Genomic DNA, 16,287 nt, shown 5'->3' with positions numbered 1-16,287 from the left:
GTCGGAGGAAAGACGGCTTCATTGCCGGATTCACTGGTTTGGCATCATTGACAAACCGGAATAACATATCAAGTTGTTCATGTGACATACTCTAACATGCACCTAACGAATTCGTCAACCCTATTTTTTGGGCAAAATGGATTCCGGCAAGGGCAGTGAATCCGGGAGATGCCGCTCGTACATGCGAATGCTATGCGTATGCGCCATCAAGGTTTCGATAATGATGGGATGGGGCTCACTAAAATTAACGTCATAATCAACCTCGCCAATATCCTGACGCACAGGAAAAGCGAGATGTTCGGTCTCAAGGGAAAACCGGGCGTCCACGCCTGGCTTATTCCCTCTCGCATCAAGACGAATCCACGTATCCAGCTGCTTGATATAGACGGTATTCAACGCGTGGATACAGAACCCGGACTCTGCCGTTTCATACAACGTCAGCCGCTGATAGCACAAGCCTGAGGGAATAGCACAGGCCCTGAGCATAGCGGCAAGCAGATGGGACTTGGCGTAACAGATACCATGTCCTTCGCTCAACGTATCCGATGCGCTGATCGTCACCTGGTTCAGCTGCGCATCGTATGAATGCTGGATCTTGTCGCGCACGAAGGTATACAGGACCTCGATGGTCCTGATCTCGTCGCTACCGACAGGAACCAGCTGATGTAAGGTTTGCTGTATAAGCGGGTGGTCATAGTCAAGCCAGATCGAGGGCTGCACATAGCTGTCCATGGGTGCATTCATTCGGGTCAACATCATAGTTACAGAACTCCTTTCGGGGGTAAGAGGTACGCCGCACTGCCTGCATTATTCAGGTCAGCGCTCCATAAGCGGTCCGTACAAATCGACGATTGTGCTGCTGATTGCAGCCATTTTCTTGCGTTCCTTCATCGCCTTGTTACGAAGATACTTGAAAGCCTCGTCCTCGGACATACCCGTCGTTTTTACCAGTATACCTTTAGCTCGTTCAATTAGCTTTCTTTCGTCAAGCTTTTCCTGCAGCTGTTCGATCTGCCGCTGCACCGATCTCCGGTTCTCATAGTTGTTGAGCCCGACTACAAGCGCCCACTGCAGCTCCGGGGGACTCATACTGGATGTGAGGATGCCTTCAATGTGATGGGCGGGACCCGTCATGAAGCCCGAGCTTTGGCACCACCACCATACAGGCAGCTCGAACTGCCTGGCCAATACATCCAGCCAAACATTCAGCCTCTGCTCGGTACAGCAAAGAATAATGCCGTCGGGTTCGTAAGTCTTGACAGTAAGATCCTCGGCTTCATACACCGATATGACATCCATACCTATAGCGTTCAGACAATCTATCATATGAGCTGCAGGCTGACAGGAGTCGGAAAAAAATACCAGCAATGATTTCATAAGCAGCAACACCTTCGGTATGGATTTTCTTGTCATGCCGAAAACATTTGTGTCGTGTCATAACTCATGAGCACTGAACACGAGGTGACAGAAGTATTGTATGAATGTTATGTTATATATCATGAATCTAACTAAAAAAAGAGTCAACTGTTTTTTAAAACCGAATATTGACAATAATTATTTTTTAATGTTAATATACGTGACATAAGATGATTTATATCAATCGAATATATTTCCGGTCTGTCAATGATGCCAGTCTGGAATAGGCAATGGAGCCGTTTTCTCTGCACAAGAGAAGGCGGCTTTCTGTGTTTTTTTAAAGTCCGGTGAATAAGTCCCGCTGCGCGTCCAAATATCCCTCCGATCGCTGTTGTTTCCGTATTTTTTGATTTTATAAGAAATATAGCGGTAAAAGTACGGAAACAAAGGCGAACGCTGACGCTTCTCCAGGATCATTTGGCCGCTCCACTCCGTTATTCACCGGACTTTTAAAGCAATTGAGTAATAACACAACGACAATAAAACCCGGAGGTATGCAAATCATGAAGCATGTATTGGAAGTCGACAGCCTTCGGACTGCCTTTCGCACAGAGCATGGAGAGGTCCTATCGGTTGAAGGGGTCTCGTTTCAGGTCAAGTATGGTGAGACCGTCGCGGTTGTTGGGGAATCTGGCTGCGGCAAAAGCGTCACTTCCCTCTCCATTCTGAATCTCCTGGGCAATAACGGCTACATCAAAAGCGGTAACATCCAATTCGAGGACGTTGAGCTGACGAAGCTGACACCCGAGCAGCTGCGAAAGCTGAGGGGAAAAGACATCTCGATGATCTTCCAGGACCCCATGTCCTCACTCAATCCAGTGCTGACGATCGGCAGCCAAATGACGGAAACCATCCTCCAGCATGAGCGTGTGAGCATGCAGGAAGCCCGCGATCGTTCAATTGCGCTGCTGAATCGAGTCGGTATCGCCAGAGCTGAAGCGCTGATGAAGCAGTATCCGAATTCCTTATCTGGAGGCATGAGGCAGCGTGTCATGATCGCTATGGCATTGTCCTGCAAGCCCAAGCTGCTGATTGCCGACGAACCGACCACGGCGCTTGACGTCACGATTCAGGCACAGATTCTGGCCTTGATCAAGGAGTTGAAAAACGAGTTTCGCACTTCAATTGTGCTCATTACACACGACCTGGGCGTCGTTGCTGAGATGGCCGACCGTGTACTCGTCATGTATGCCGGTCAGGTAGTGGAGGAAACCGATGTATTCACGCTGTTCGAAGCCGCGAGGCATCCGTATACACAGGGATTGATGTCCTCTATTCCGCATCTCAACAGCCCCGACGACAAGCTGTCCAGCATACCGGGATCGGTACCGGCCATCCATGAAATGCCAACGGGCTGCCGCTTTCAAGCACGTTGTGTGCTCGCTTCCGACAAATGCCGAAGACACAATCCTCCACTGTTTGAGGTAGCCGCAGGGCACACCGTTCGCTGTTGGTTGGCCGAAGACGAGCTGACGCTTACTGCGCTGGATTCACAAGCTGTACATTAATTCCAAACGGAGGGTTATCCATGAGCGCTATATTGCATAAAGCACAGGTCAGCAGCGATCCTATTCTGCGCATCGAGCGTGTAAAAAAATATTATCCGATCCGCAAAGGCATCTTTTCCAAAACCGTAGGCCATGTAAAAGCCGTAGATGACATCGACCTGCTGGTGTTCCCGGGGGAAACGCTCGGCATCGTAGGCGAGTCGGGCTGCGGCAAATCGACCCTCGGCAGAAGTATCGTCCGGCTGGAATCGCTGACGGAAGGCTCGGTCTACTATAAAGAGCAGGATGTGCACCGCATGTCCGAATCCGATATGCGCCGGGTCCGTTCAGAGCTGCAAATTATATTCCAGGACCCTTACGCTTCACTTAACCCAAGAAAACGGGTAAGCGAGCTGCTGATCAATCCTCTGCTGGTCCATGTTCAAATGACGCCGGACGAAGCTCGCAAAAAAGCGATGGAGCTGCTCGATATCGTCGGCCTGTCGAAGCATTCGTTGAATAAATTTCCACATGAATTTTCCGGTGGTCAGCGACAGCGAATCGGCATCGCCCGGGCGATTATCCTGCAGCCGAAGCTGATTGTCTGCGATGAGCCTGTATCGGCGCTTGATGTATCTATTCAAGCACAAATCCTGAATTTGCTGAAGTCGCTGCAAAATAATTTCCAGCTAACCTATTTGTTTATTGCCCATGGCCTTGGGGCGGTCAAATTTATGAGCGACCGCATCGCGGTGATGTACCTGGGCAAAATTGTCGAGCTGGCAAGGACAAGTAATATTTTCAATCATCCGAAGCATCCCTATACGAAGGCACTGCTTGATGCGTATCCGGTGCCCAACCCGCTCTTCCGCGACAAGGAACGCATTATTCTGTCGGGCGATGTGCCTAACCCCGCCGCTCCACCATCGGGCTGCAGATTTCATACCCGCTGCCCGATGGCACGGCCGCGCTGCCGGGAGGAGCAGCCGGAGTTGCTCGGCGGACAGCATCTGGTGGCTTGTCATTACCCGCTAAGCTGAATTTATTAAAGGAGGACACAGGCTATGTTGGATTATACGATTCGGCGGCTGCTTATAGCGCTGCCTGTACTGCTGGGCGTCACGCTGTTAAATTTTTTCATTATCTATATGGCTCCAGGAGATCCCGTGGATTTATACGCCAACCCGGATGTGACGGAAGCGGATAAGCTGGTACGGCGTGAAGCGCTCGGTCTGGATGCCCCGCTGATCGTTCAATATGTAAAATGGCTGGGTCGTCTGTTGATCGGTGATCTTGGCACTTCGTTCAGCTCCTTTCAACCCGTGTCGCATATGATTGTGGAACGACTCGGAGCCACACTGCTGTTGATGGGGGCGGCTCTGCTGATCGCCTATCTGATTGCGATTCCACTTGGCATCCTGAGTGCCGTCAAGCAGTATTCCTGGCTCGACTATGTCGCCTCCACCGGATCGTTTCTTGGCGTATCCGTACCCAGCTTTTTTCTCGGATTGGGCGTCATTTATTTATTCGGCGTTACGTTTGGCATCCTGCCAACCGGAGGCATGAATACGATCGGCCAAGAAGGCGAGCTGATCGATACGCTGAAGCATTTGATACTCCCGGCCCTTACGCTCGGCACCTCAATTGCAGGAGGTATGGTGCGTTATGTAAGAGCAAGCGTGCTGGAGGTGCTGAATCAGGACTACCTCCGTACGGCGAGGGCCAAAGGTTTGCCTGAATGGAAAGTCATTAACAAGCACACGCTCAAAAATGCGCTGATTCCAATCATTACGGTAGCAGGTCTGGACATTCCGATGCTGATCGGCGGCGCAGTCGTTACAGAAACGGTTTTTCAATGGTCGGGAATGGGCCAATTGACGATCCAGTCGATTCTGTCCCGCGATTATCCCGCCCTGATGGGCATTAATCTGGTCGCCGCCGTTTCCGTGCTGCTGTCCAACCTATGGGCCGATTTGATGTATGCCTTTGTCGATCCGCGAATCAAATACAATTAAGCAAAGAAGGTGCAGCTATGCCCGCAGTATCATGGAGAGAACCAACAGATGAAAGAGCCATTCAAGGACTGGAACCGCTAGCCAAGCAGGATATGGATAAACAGGAAAGCTATTTCCGTTCGGTCAGCCGTCAATTCATGAAGCATAAAATGGCGGTAGCCGGTTTGCTGGTGTTTGCGCTGCTTCTCATTATGGCGTGCTTCGCACCGCTATTAGCTCCGTATGATCCAAGTGTTATCCAGGATGAATTCAGCGCCGCGCCCTCGGGCAAATATTGGCTGGGCACCGATCAGGTAGGCCGTGATGTGCTCAGCAGACTGATTTACGCATCACGCATATCCTTATCGATCGGTCTCGGGTCCGTCGCCATCTATGTGGCTATCGGAACCGTAGTCGGCGCCATCGCAGGCTATTATGGTGGCAAGGTGGATATGATTATCAATCGCGTGATCGATGTGTTCATGTCGTTCCCTCACCTGATGGTTATCCTCGTCTTGGTGACAATCATCGGACCCGGACTGTCCAACATCGTCCTGGTGCTCGGCCTTCTCGGGTGGCCCAGCGTTGCGAGACTTGTGCGAGGCAGTGTGCTGTCAATCAAACAGATGGAGTTTGTAAAAGCCGCCCAGGCGCTGGGATTAAGCAAGCGGCAAATCATTTTCCACGAGATATTGCCGAATGCGATGAGCCCTTTGCTCGTCAATGCCACCTTCGGCGCCGCCACGGCCATACTCTCCGAGTCGTCGCTCAGCTTTCTCGGTATGGGCGTTCAGCCGCCGACAGCCAGCTGGGGCAACATGCTGACAGCCGCCCAATCGATCACAACCTTGCAAAGCGAGCCATGGCTCTGGATTCCTGCTGGCTTGATGATTGTCTTTACCGTACTCGCTATCAATTTTGTTGGAGACGGCGTGCGTGATGCGTTGGACCCCAAAAGGAAATAAATAAAGCGCGCGCAAGCCATACATGCCATACAGACCGAAGGTGGAATTGCTTATTATGAACCTTATTCAAAAACGATGGCTTCTTTTTTTCCAGGCGTATCCGAAGGATGCGCTATATTTTATGGCGGCAAGCTTTGTTAATGCAACCGGAAAAGCGATTTTGTGGCCACTAACCACGCTGTACGTCCACGAAGTGCTGGGTCGCTCCTACGGGCAGGCGGGACTCGTCCTGCTGTATCAGGCTTTGGCAGGGATTCTCGGAGAAATCGTCGGAGGGGCGCTTTACCATAAGCTCGGACCCAAAAAGCTGATCGTCAGCTCCATGGTGCTCACAGCGTCCCTGTTAGGCTCCGTCGTTTTCGTCCATGATTACTGGGTTTTTGTCATCATTGTCAGTGTGAACGGTTTTATGAATGGTATCGCCATTCCTTCCATTAATGCCTATGTCGGCTTCAGATGGAAAGAGCATCGACGCAAGCTGTATAACGCCATCTATGTGGGGAACAACACGGGGCTCGCGATAGGTGCGGCAGTCGGTGGTGCTATCGCTTCGATCTCATTCCCGTTGACCTATACCGTAACCTCGGTCTCAACGCTTGCTTTTGGGGTGTTCCTGTTTTTCTTTATGAAAACCTCTCCGGATGACAGCGTCTCCGCGACGAAGACTGCCGGTACATTGGGAGAGAATCAAAGTGCTTACCAGCATATCGTGAATTTCCGCATCTACCTGTTTCTCGGATTAGGAGCCTTGTTCTACTATATCGCTTTTACGCTGTGGAGCAACGGGATCGCCCCGTATTTGACCGAGCAGGGGTATCCGTTAACGATGTACAGCCTGCTATGGACGATTAATGGCATCGTGATTTTTGCCGGGCAACCCGTAACCGGATTGATCAAGTCAACCATCGCCAAATCGCTTGTCGCGCAAATTGTCATGAGCTCTTTATGCTATTCGCTTGGACTCGGCTTTATTATGCTATTTCACCATTCCTACCTGTTTCTCGTGGTGGGCATGATCGTATGCACAATAGGCGAAATGCTGCTGCTGCCTGCAATCCCTACTTTTTATTCCGAGCGTACCGGCCGGGCTGCACCTTTCTTTATGGGCTTATCCGGGGGCTTTGGCAATGTGGGAAGAATGACGGGGCCTACTCTATACGGCAACTTATACGATCATTGGGGCATTGTCCCCGTGCTGCTGGCCGGAACCTGTGCGTCCGTTGTTTCACTAGTTTTTTTCCTGATGCATGCCGCACTGCATAAGGAGAAGAAAAGCAAGGTCAGCAGCAGTGTCGTTACGTATTAACATAATTGGACACCTCTAGCAAATTCATGTCCGGGTCGCGAAAATAGACCGATTCAATCCTGCCGCAGGCTCCTGTACGAATAACGGGGCCCTGCTCGACAGGAATGCTGCATAGCTCCAAATGACGGATCACTTCAAGCAGTGGTGTCTGTAACGACTTCCATTCCCAGTACCTGATGGTAGAACGTACATGATGCCTCAACCTGACTGACCGTCAATACAAGATGGTCCAAGCGATCTATTTGTATCATGGTTAACCTCCCTGAGTAAGTATATCTTTCATTATCAGCTTCTTTGGTGTGACTTGTCCACCGCCAAAAAGCAGGAGGATACTGCGCCCTCACGCCGTATCCTCCTGCCTATATTCCCCTCCCCTTAAGCCCCTCTGACAGGACCTGGAATCAAACCATCCGGGATCGGACATATATAACTTCTGCCACTCAGCTGCTTCGTGTGTTCCTCCTTGGCTTGTTCCAGTACCTCGGGCGTGGACAACAACTCAACAGCTGTCGCCGCGATCACTTTTCCTGCATGCAGCATGCCTTTGTGGCCGATCGACATCCCAACCTGACTGACCGCCTGCCAGGAATGGAGAGCCGTACCCAGCGCCATGCTGGTGATCCAGCTCTGCACAGTAGGTACGTTCCAGCTGACATCTCCCACATCGGTTGAACCCATAGCGACAGTAATTTCTTGTTTAACCTCGTACGGTTCCAGACGATCGGACAGCACCTTACCTGACAGCTCCTGCGGCAAATTGTGGTTTTTCTCAGCATCCGATAAAGTAGCACGTATTTCGCTCGCAAATTGTTGTTCGGTTTCATCAAAAACCGGGCAGCCCAGTTGAATAAATTGTTCATGCATCACCTGCTCCAAGGTCCGGTTGACAATCAGCTCAGACGAGCCGGAATCAAATATAATCTCAAGCTCGGTCCCGGTCATTAACGCCGCTCCTTTGGCGACATTGCAAATTCGCTCATATAAATCGGCCAGCTGCTCGGAACGCGGAACGCGCATTTTATACAACACCTCGGCTTCCGACTGGACGACATTTGGCGATAAGCCGCCGGTATTCGTAATCGCATAATGAAGGCGCGCATCCGAAATAATGTGCTCGCGCAAATAATTACAGCCAACGTTCATTAACTCGACTGCATCCAGCGCGCTTCGTCCCAAGTGTGCATCTCCACCAGCATGGGCACTACGCCCCTTGAACCTGTAGTAAACCTGGCAAGTAGCCAAGCTCGACGTGCTCATAATATGGCTGGTTGTCCCCGGATGCCAGGTTACTGCGGCATCGACATCGGCAAACAACCCATTTTTCACCATGAAACCTTTACCGCCGCCACCTTCCTCAGCAGGGCATCCATATAAGCGAACCGTGCCTGGCAGCTTATGCTTCTCCATATATTGACGCACAGCTACTGCGGCAGCCAATGCGCCACTGCCAAGCAGGTTGTGTCCGCAGCCATGCCCATTGGCTCCACTAACGATCGGAGCTTTCCGGGACTCTCCCTTCTTCTGACTGAGCCCGGACAACGCATCGTATTCTGCGAGTACAGCAATGACCGGCTTGCCTTGTCCGTAGCTTCCAACGAGAGCTGTTGGAATACCACCTGCTTCACGCTGTACCGTAAAGCCCTCCTGTTCCAGCACCTCGGCAAACAATGCAGCCGACTGCCGTTCCTCATAGCGCGTTTCTGCGTATTCCCATATTTGATTACTGACCTTGATAAACAAGTCTCTCTGGTTCTCTATCAAATCCGCAATTTCTTGAACTCTGTCTGAAATATGTTGTACGTCTGTCATGGCCTATCAGCTCCTATATCGTAAATCTCCCTCAGGAATTTTACTTTCGATGCTTCTTTCTGAATTCCAGAGGATTCATGTCTGTGACTCGCTTGAACATTTTTGAAAAATGGGAAAAGTTGGTGTATCCGATTGAGGTTGCAATTTCACTAACCGACTTGTCCGATTGAATGAGTAACGATTGGGCTAATTTAAAGCGCTCTTCGATCAGATAATCGAATAAGGATGTGCCTGTCTCTTTTTTAAATATTCTCGATAAGTAATCTGGACTTAAAAATACATTCGCAGCTATGTCATCACGGGATATATCCTTGTCCATATTCTCGGAAATGTAGGCCTTCACTTGATTGATGACAGTATGGGATTCCTCAATGGATTGAATAAAATCGACAGCAAGCTCAACGACTTCTTTGGACCATTCCTGCAAATTGGAAACGGTACGTGTAACAGATGCCATTTGTTGGGTAGACAATCTTTCCGAGAATATCAAATGAGCCTGCAGCCCTTTTAATTGAAGCACATGATAAACCATTTGGAGGAAATTATGATAAAATTCCTGCAGCATTTTGGCGCTGCCTTCAGTTTGCTTCATATCTTCAAGGTAATGATGAATATCTTCCTGCAGCGATGTTTTCGAACCTTGTTTAAGTAATTCCAGCCAGCTGCTTATATTCGGTTGTTGGATGTGGTCCTGAAGCTCGAATATTTCGTCCAAACGATAAACCTTTCGCGCATTGGTTACATTATTTCTATCCTTTTCAATCAAGGATTGTACCGCTTTATGAATGTCAACAATATCCGTAGCCTCACCAATATAGCACGATAATTCACAATAGAAATACTCATCACAAGAACGAACATAACTCATGAGCTCTGCCTCCAGGTAGGCTGTGGATACAAGAAGCGCATGATCCCGAGGGAGTAAGGCGACCAGATTCCTCTCCGAAATGGGTACCACACAACCCCCCTCAAGCCCATCCAGATGAAAGCTATGTTCAGCTGCATTACGAAGCGCATATTCCATGATCTTCTTCTCGCGTTCTGACAACCCTTTGCTCCAGCCGCGAACGGCTATTAGAATCGGCACAAATTGATCATCGGGGAGATAAGGTATATTACGCTTATAGATCAGCTCGCTGATCTGCTCGGGATGGGAGGATACCGTTTGATGAATCAGATCCAACCAAAAACGCTCCACCAATAACGGATGGTGTGCAGACCATAGCTGATAATAATGCTTTAAGGTTTCGGTAAATTTAACAGCTTCGCTATCGGATTCAATTTTTTGAATGGCTTTTTGGAGCACAGCTTCGAGTTCCGTGTATCGAACCGGTTTTAACAGATAGTCAAGGCTTCCCAATTGAAGCGCCTTTTTGGCGTATTCAAAATCCGCATGGCAGGTTAAAAACAGACTCACGGTTGCCGGATAATGCTCCTTAACCCAGGTTAATAAGTCAATTCCGTTTCCCTGAGGCATTTCTATATCACAGATCATCAAACTGACGGCCTGACTTGTATAAATCTCCTTTGCTTGACGAATGTTGTAGGCTACATATACTTGAGTAACCCCAAGCCTCGCCCAATCAATTCCGGTCTCTATTCCATGTGCGGCATGAATTTCATCATCTACAATAAGCACTCCATCCATGATCAACCCTCCGTCCCCAAGTACGTATTCTGACTGTATAGGATGATTATAACATTAAACCCGATGGGTAAAGGGAGCTACCCTCCGTCACAAGGAAGGTTGTCAGATTTAGCGCACATCAAGTCCATGATCTCCATGACCATGGACTTTATTCATAGGAGGACCTTACTATCTTGCCTTCTGACCTTATTGATTAAGGTTAACAAATTCAGCAAAATCAATGGTTTTCCCTGTTTCGGCGGATTGATAGACAGCTTCCAGTATCTGGGTTACTACATACGCTTGCTCTGCTTTGACCAACGGGTCCGTATCATGGATGATGCACTCCAGCCATTGCTCAGCCTCCAACACGCCAGGAGCTTCATCCTTACCGGTAAAGTAAGCAACACTCGCGCCTGTATTCGGCTTGATTTCAACCAGCTTGCCATACTGTGCCTTATTAAAGACAAGCTCTGTTTTTCTATTCGCCCCAACCTTCATTTCAGCACCACCATCAACTCCAAATAAGGAAGTCTTCGCTTCTTTGGCATCAGTCGTATTAAGCGCCCAGGAACACTCCAGGAATACGGTTGCACCATCCTCCATTTTGATAAAAGCAAAAGCCGAATCCTCTACATCAAAGGTCGCCGGATCCCAAGGTCCGAATAAATTGCCTTCGACGTTGTCCTTCATTTTATAATATACTGAACCTGTCACCGATTGAGGCTTGTAGTTGTCCATGCACCATAATGTCAAATCGAGTGCGTGGGTACCAATATCGATTAAAGCCCCACCGCCCTGCAGCTTCTTGTCGGTAAACACACCCCATGTCGGAACAGCTTTTCTGCGAACTGCATGGGCTTTAGCCATATAGACCTCACCCAAATCTCCCTTCGAGCAAGCACGGTACAATACCTGGGACTCCTCGTTAAACCGATTTTGATAACCAATGGTCAGCTTTTTGCCAGTTCTCTTCGATGCATCCAGCATTTTTTTGGCCTCGACAGAATTAATCGCCATCGGTTTTTCGCACATCACGTGCTTGCCTGATTCCAATGCATCTACAGTAATAAAGGAATGATACAAATTAGGCGTCAACACATGAACGACATCGATAGACTTGTCCTTTAGCAGCTCCCTATAGTCCGTATACACGGCAGCATCAGGAACTCCAAATTCCGCCGCTGCTGTAATAGCTCTATCCTCCACGACATCGCAAAAGGCAACCATTTTTCCCAGATGAGGCAGTTTGGCTAGTGATGGCATATGCTTCTGGTGTGCAATGGCTCCGCAGCCGATAATTCCGATTTTTAAAGGTTCATTCATCATGTAACCGCTCCTTTTATACATCTAAGTTTTATGTTATTCTGTCATTTTTTCATTATCCATCGCTTCCATCGGCAGCTGGATTTCAACCTTCGCGCCGCTTTCGGGTCCATTCATGAACACCACGTGAGCCCGATTCGGATACAGCAGCGCAATTCTGCGTTTTACATTCCAGATCCCGACGTTCTCTCCTTTATCGTTCATCAGATCCACATCCGATTGCAGCCGCTGAAGCACATCATCGGGAAATCCCTTACCCGAATCCTCAATAGAAATTTTCAACAAGTCCCCTTCGGCAGATGACTCGGAGTCTATGACAATATGAATATGAATCGAATCGTCCATCGTGACCGCATGTTTAATTGTATTCTCGACAAAAGTTTGCACGATCAAGGGTGGAACCTGAATTTCCTCCAAGTCATCCTGCAGGGTCACCTCGTAATCGAGATGCTTCGGAAACCTCATTTTTTGAATGTTCAAGTAATTGCACGTATGTCTGATTTCATCTTGTAAAGGGACAAACGTCAGGTTACTGCGGAACATATACCGAAAGTACTCAACCAGCGATAAGGACATTTCCTGAATCAGCTCGTACTTCTGAGCCTGAGCCAGATGATACACAATATTTAAGGAATTCAAGTAAAAATGCGGATTGATTTGCAGCTGCAAATGCTTAAGCTCCGCACGCTGACTGCTCAATTGCTCCTCATATACATCGATTTTCAATTGTTCAATTTGTGCAACCATATCATTGAACGCCGCATTTATCACTTCAAATTCACCGGAGGATGGGTAAGGCACGATTCGGGTATCCCACTTGCCTTCCTTAAATCTCCGCATCGCCATTAATAATTTGTAGATCGGACGCAGAATGAGCTTTCTCAAAAACAACAGCAGCAGCAGCAGCATAATAACAAAGCCGAGAGGCACAACCAGCACAACCCGTTGAAAAATAGGCAGCTTTTCCATAATTCCATTTTCCGGGATCAGCACCGTCAGATAGAAGCTGCCCTTCTTGGAACGTTCTGCAACCTCCAAGTAGGTGTGGTTGTTGCCGGTTAGCTTGTATATTTCATCTTCGAGTGTCAGATCGATGCCATTCTGTGCAATAAACTCATGATGATCCATCGGTTCATGGTGTTCCGTAGACAAAACGGAAATCCCGGTTTCCCCCAAATCGATCAAATTGAGCGGAATCATCATCCTTTTTACATTCACCCATGCCCCTACATATACATTGCCTATCTTGGCAACATGACTCAGATAATGCTCTTGGTCAATTTGCTGGACACACCATTTCAGTGTACATTCCTGCTCCATTTGTGCGTTATTCTTCAGCATAGAGGTGAGAAGTATTCGAGCTTGATCCCTCTCATCGAAGCTTAATGCCAGGTTCGGTCCGATTAAAAAATCATCATTATTTTCCGAATAAACAAAGAACATATCCATCGTTTTACTGTTATTTATAGTCGTCGATATATTATTGAACAATCGGATTCGGGCTTCCTGGTATCTTACTGAATAGTAGGCATCCGGTTGATCAATAATGATCAAGTCGGTTTCTTCAGCAACCATATTGTATAAGTACTCATCCGCTTCTCCGAGCGTACGATCGATCTGCCCCATATACAGGGTAACGAGATTCTTATTGGATTGGGCAACTTGGTCCCTGACAACCTTACCCGCATAAGAGCTGTAATAGATCATCCAAACCATCAAAGGAATAAAGATTGCAAAAAAAGCCAAGCCGATTCGAAATCTCAGAGATTTAAAAAATTCCTTGTTCATAAATCCCATTTCTTCTGACCTCCATGATCGTGATGTCTATAACCGATAATTATATCATGGAAGAGGTCAACCAGAATACGTTCCGGATGACCCCTTGCGGCTTCGAATTGAGATCTCTTACACTGTTATTTGCTGCAGCAGTCTTTCCAGGTTGCGATAGCTGGTGGCTACTCCTTCAACCTCGTTACCAGCGGTTACATCCTGTTCAACAAATACATACTTGGCATGTCCAAGCGATGTGGCTTCCTTTAAATAATCTGCAATAGGGAGGGTTCCCTGACCAATTTGGGTAAAATGAGTCGGGTCCTGAGTTTTATAAAGCTCGTCTATCGTGATGCTGCTGTTAGCCCCGAATACATCCAACCAATTAACTGGCTGAGCCGCCGCAGGCAGATCCTTTTGATGCAGCATGATGCAGCGATCTCCCAGCTTGCGCATCCATTCTATCGGATCAACTCCGCCTCTAACCGCCCAATACGTATCCAGTTCAAACTTCACCAGCTTTGGATCGGTATGCGCAAGCATAAGGTCCATAACCGTTTCACCCTCAAACACCTGAAATTCCTGAAAATGATTGTGATAATATAATTGCATACCGCCACTCTTACATATTTCCCCATATCTATTAAATGATTCACAGAAATTCAGTACATCCTGTTTATTGGCAAAGAAAGCGATTGAACACCCGATTCCTGTGCTTCCAATTTCTTGATTAGCCGCTATGATACCTTCCCAGTCGGTCTCCTCATTCACTCGGGTATGGCAACTGACAGCTTTCATGCCAAGGCGATCCAACTGCCTCCTTACCTCAGAGGGAGTAATATTCCCCCCAAGACTTAAGCCCTCATCAGTTTTACGAATGACCATTTCCAGATTGGTGTAGCCGATCTGCGCCAGCTTTTCCAAGGTCCCGATATAATCACGTTGTAACGCATCCTTAACCGAAAATAACTGTAATCCGATTGATAATGTCATAATAGCCTCCATTTTTGATTCTTATTTTGTTTGTGCCCATGCATCCAATTGCTTTTGCTTTTCTGCAATAATTTTGTCTTGACCGGCCGACTTCAATTTGGCAATAAACTGCGGAAGCTCTGTTTTCGGATCAATGGTTCCAGTTTCCAGGCCGGATTTGTATTGGTTAAATACGCTGGTAACCGCTGCTACTTCGGTTTTTACCGGAGTGGCATCGAAGGTGAAACCAAGAGCCGGCGATTTGATAGCTGTTTTATTAAACTTATCGGTTTGCTGATAAATGTCTTCCGGATCGCCGGTAAATACATAAGACTTGAATTGATCACCGAACAACCAGCCTTGATTGACGCCATAAGGTACACTGGTCGAATTGACTCCTTGAGGATAATCGATCACGTTGGCGGATTTTTTCACGTAATCTCTTCCTTCAATCCCCCAGGCCATCAGGTTAATAATATCCTTGTCCGAGAACATCAAGTTCAGGAACATCATCGCTCTTGCTGGATCCTTGGAATTGTTGGCGATCGACCACATGAATCGTGTAATCTGGTTGGTATTGGAAACAGCCTCGGAAACTTTGAGTTCAACCATCTCTTTGCCCGTTACCCGGGAAGCTTGCATCGCATATCCTGGCTTGGATGTCGTTAAGAAGGAGAAGGCACGGTCCGCTTTGATCAGATCGGAACCATTGTCCTTGGATGTTGCGGCATCCTTGAGTACATATCCTTTTTCATACCATCTTCTGACGGTGTCCAGCATTCCTGCATATTTCGGTGATTCAAACATATTGATAACCTTCAGATTCTTGTTTTCATAATCCAGAACGCCCATATAATCCCCGAGCACATCAAAATCCTTATTGGCAATAATATTGACTGGTGTCACCGAGCTAGTGTAAAGAACCAAAGGTGTAATACCTGGCTCCTTGTCCTTGATCGTTTGGAACACACTATCCAGGTCGTTATAGGAAGTCAGCTTGCTTAAATCTATCTTGTATTTATCAACAAGATCCTTTCTCATCGTAAGCGATCGGTCTGCCGCCAAATCTCTGTTGCTCGTAATTCCGTATAATTTCCCGTTAACCTTGGCAGCATTGAGGAATGCAGGATCCAACGTTTTCGTAATATCCTGACCATATTTGGCAAGCAAATCGTCCATGGCAACAAGACGTCCTTGTGTCACATGTGTGCTGTACGTTCCTCCCACCCCACTGACCAGTAAATCAAGCTTTTCATTGGAAGCAACCATCAAATTGGTCTGCTGCGCGTAGGAGCCATAGCTGATCGGAACAAATTTAACCGTGGCATTGATTTTCTTTTTTGTGATTTCGTTCACGGCTTTTTCCACTTCAGGAATGCCTTGTGTCTGAGAGTTCGTTGTGAAGAATGCCATTGTGATTTCATACGGAGCCAAATTAGCTGCGGAACCGGCTTCTTGTTGGTTACTGCCTACCGGCGCTCCAGTATCTCCTGCCTGCTTAGCGCCGGAAGAACATCCTGCCAATAACGATGTGAATACGAGAACAGCTGCAGTAAATAGTTGTAATGACCTTGCTCTTTTTTTCATACTAACCCTCCTGTTTTTATATGATATG

At 47.8% G+C, this 16,287-nt stretch carries 15 protein-coding genes; 5 read left to right on the top strand and 10 right to left on the bottom strand.

Features of this window, described 5'->3' with window-relative positions; genetic code table 11:
• Positions 1-120: 120 nt before the first annotated feature.
• From OB236_RS19460 to OB236_RS19450, 3 genes are all read right to left on the bottom strand, one after another.
• On the bottom strand, positions 121-759 hold the full coding sequence (locus OB236_RS19460) for a transglutaminase-like domain-containing protein (RefSeq protein ID WP_262685486.1): 639 nt from the start codon (positions 757-759) through the stop codon (positions 121-123).
• A 57-nt stretch (positions 760-816) separates the two neighbouring features.
• Positions 817-1,377 carry an ANTAR domain-containing response regulator gene (locus tag OB236_RS19455; protein ID WP_076233714.1) on the bottom strand — a complete coding sequence of 187 codons (561 nt, stop codon included), beginning with the start codon at positions 1,375-1,377 and terminating at the stop codon, positions 817-819.
• Between the two features lie 243 nt (positions 1,378-1,620).
• Positions 1,621-1,833 (bottom strand): hypothetical protein, encoded by a 213-nt coding sequence (locus tag OB236_RS19450; RefSeq protein WP_262685485.1) that lies wholly within the window; start codon positions 1,831-1,833, stop codon positions 1,621-1,623.
• A gap of 86 nt (positions 1,834-1,919) precedes the next feature.
• Between OB236_RS19450 and OB236_RS19445 the strand changes: the two genes are divergently transcribed.
• The 5 genes from OB236_RS19445 to OB236_RS19425 all read left to right on the top strand — a co-directional run bounded on the left by OB236_RS19445 (position 1,920) and on the right by OB236_RS19425 (position 7,168).
• Positions 1,920-2,924, top strand: a complete 1,005-nt coding sequence (locus OB236_RS19445; protein WP_076233715.1) for an ABC transporter ATP-binding protein — start codon at positions 1,920-1,922, stop codon at positions 2,922-2,924.
• A 20-nt stretch (positions 2,925-2,944) separates the two neighbouring features.
• Complete coding sequence (locus OB236_RS19440; protein WP_262685484.1) at positions 2,945-3,943, top strand: ABC transporter ATP-binding protein; 999 nt, start codon at positions 2,945-2,947, stop codon at positions 3,941-3,943.
• Positions 3,944-3,967: 24 nt separating this feature from the next.
• Complete coding sequence (locus OB236_RS19435; RefSeq protein WP_262685483.1) at positions 3,968-4,918, top strand: ABC transporter permease; 951 nt, start codon at positions 3,968-3,970, stop codon at positions 4,916-4,918.
• A 92-nt stretch (positions 4,919-5,010) separates the two neighbouring features.
• Positions 5,011-5,862, top strand: a complete 852-nt coding sequence (opp4C, locus tag OB236_RS19430; RefSeq protein WP_408638502.1) for an oligopeptide ABC transporter permease — start codon at positions 5,011-5,013, stop codon at positions 5,860-5,862.
• Between the two features lie 55 nt (positions 5,863-5,917).
• A complete protein-coding gene (locus OB236_RS19425; RefSeq protein ID WP_262685481.1) occupies positions 5,918-7,168 on the top strand; it encodes an MFS transporter in 1,251 nt (416 codons plus the stop codon).
• Positions 7,169-7,302: 134 nt separating this feature from the next.
• On the opposite strand, the gene OB236_RS39830 is transcribed toward OB236_RS19425, so the two are convergent.
• The 7 genes from OB236_RS39830 to OB236_RS19390 form a co-directional block, all read right to left on the bottom strand.
• On the bottom strand, positions 7,303-7,419 hold the full coding sequence (locus OB236_RS39830; RefSeq protein WP_317259360.1) for a VOC family protein: 117 nt from the start codon (positions 7,417-7,419) through the stop codon (positions 7,303-7,305).
• A 124-nt stretch (positions 7,420-7,543) separates the two neighbouring features.
• Positions 7,544-8,977 carry a M20 family metallopeptidase gene (locus tag OB236_RS19415; RefSeq protein ID WP_262685480.1) on the bottom strand — a complete coding sequence of 478 codons (1,434 nt, stop codon included), beginning with the start codon at positions 8,975-8,977 and terminating at the stop codon, positions 7,544-7,546.
• A gap of 40 nt (positions 8,978-9,017) precedes the next feature.
• Positions 9,018-10,625, bottom strand: a complete 1,608-nt coding sequence (locus OB236_RS19410) for a response regulator transcription factor (protein ID WP_262685479.1) — start codon at positions 10,623-10,625, stop codon at positions 9,018-9,020.
• A 186-nt stretch (positions 10,626-10,811) separates the two neighbouring features.
• A complete protein-coding gene (locus OB236_RS19405; RefSeq protein WP_262685913.1) occupies positions 10,812-11,930 on the bottom strand; it encodes a Gfo/Idh/MocA family protein in 1,119 nt (372 codons plus the stop codon).
• A 36-nt stretch (positions 11,931-11,966) separates the two neighbouring features.
• On the bottom strand, positions 11,967-13,727 hold the full coding sequence (locus tag OB236_RS19400; protein WP_262685478.1) for a sensor histidine kinase: 1,761 nt from the start codon (positions 13,725-13,727) through the stop codon (positions 11,967-11,969).
• Positions 13,728-13,835: 108 nt separating this feature from the next.
• The gene (locus OB236_RS19395; RefSeq protein ID WP_262685477.1) at positions 13,836-14,693 is read right to left on the bottom strand and encodes a sugar phosphate isomerase/epimerase family protein; all 858 of its coding nucleotides are present in this window, start codon (positions 14,691-14,693) and stop codon (positions 13,836-13,838) included.
• A gap of 21 nt (positions 14,694-14,714) precedes the next feature.
• The gene (locus tag OB236_RS19390) at positions 14,715-16,259 is read right to left on the bottom strand and encodes an ABC transporter substrate-binding protein (RefSeq protein ID WP_262685476.1); all 1,545 of its coding nucleotides are present in this window, start codon (positions 16,257-16,259) and stop codon (positions 14,715-14,717) included.
• Positions 16,260-16,287 lie beyond the last annotated feature (28 nt).

Source organism: Paenibacillus baimaensis, assembly GCF_025567575.1.
The sequence above is the reverse complement of the archived record's forward strand: the minus strand, read 5'-3'. Positions and strand labels throughout refer to the sequence as shown.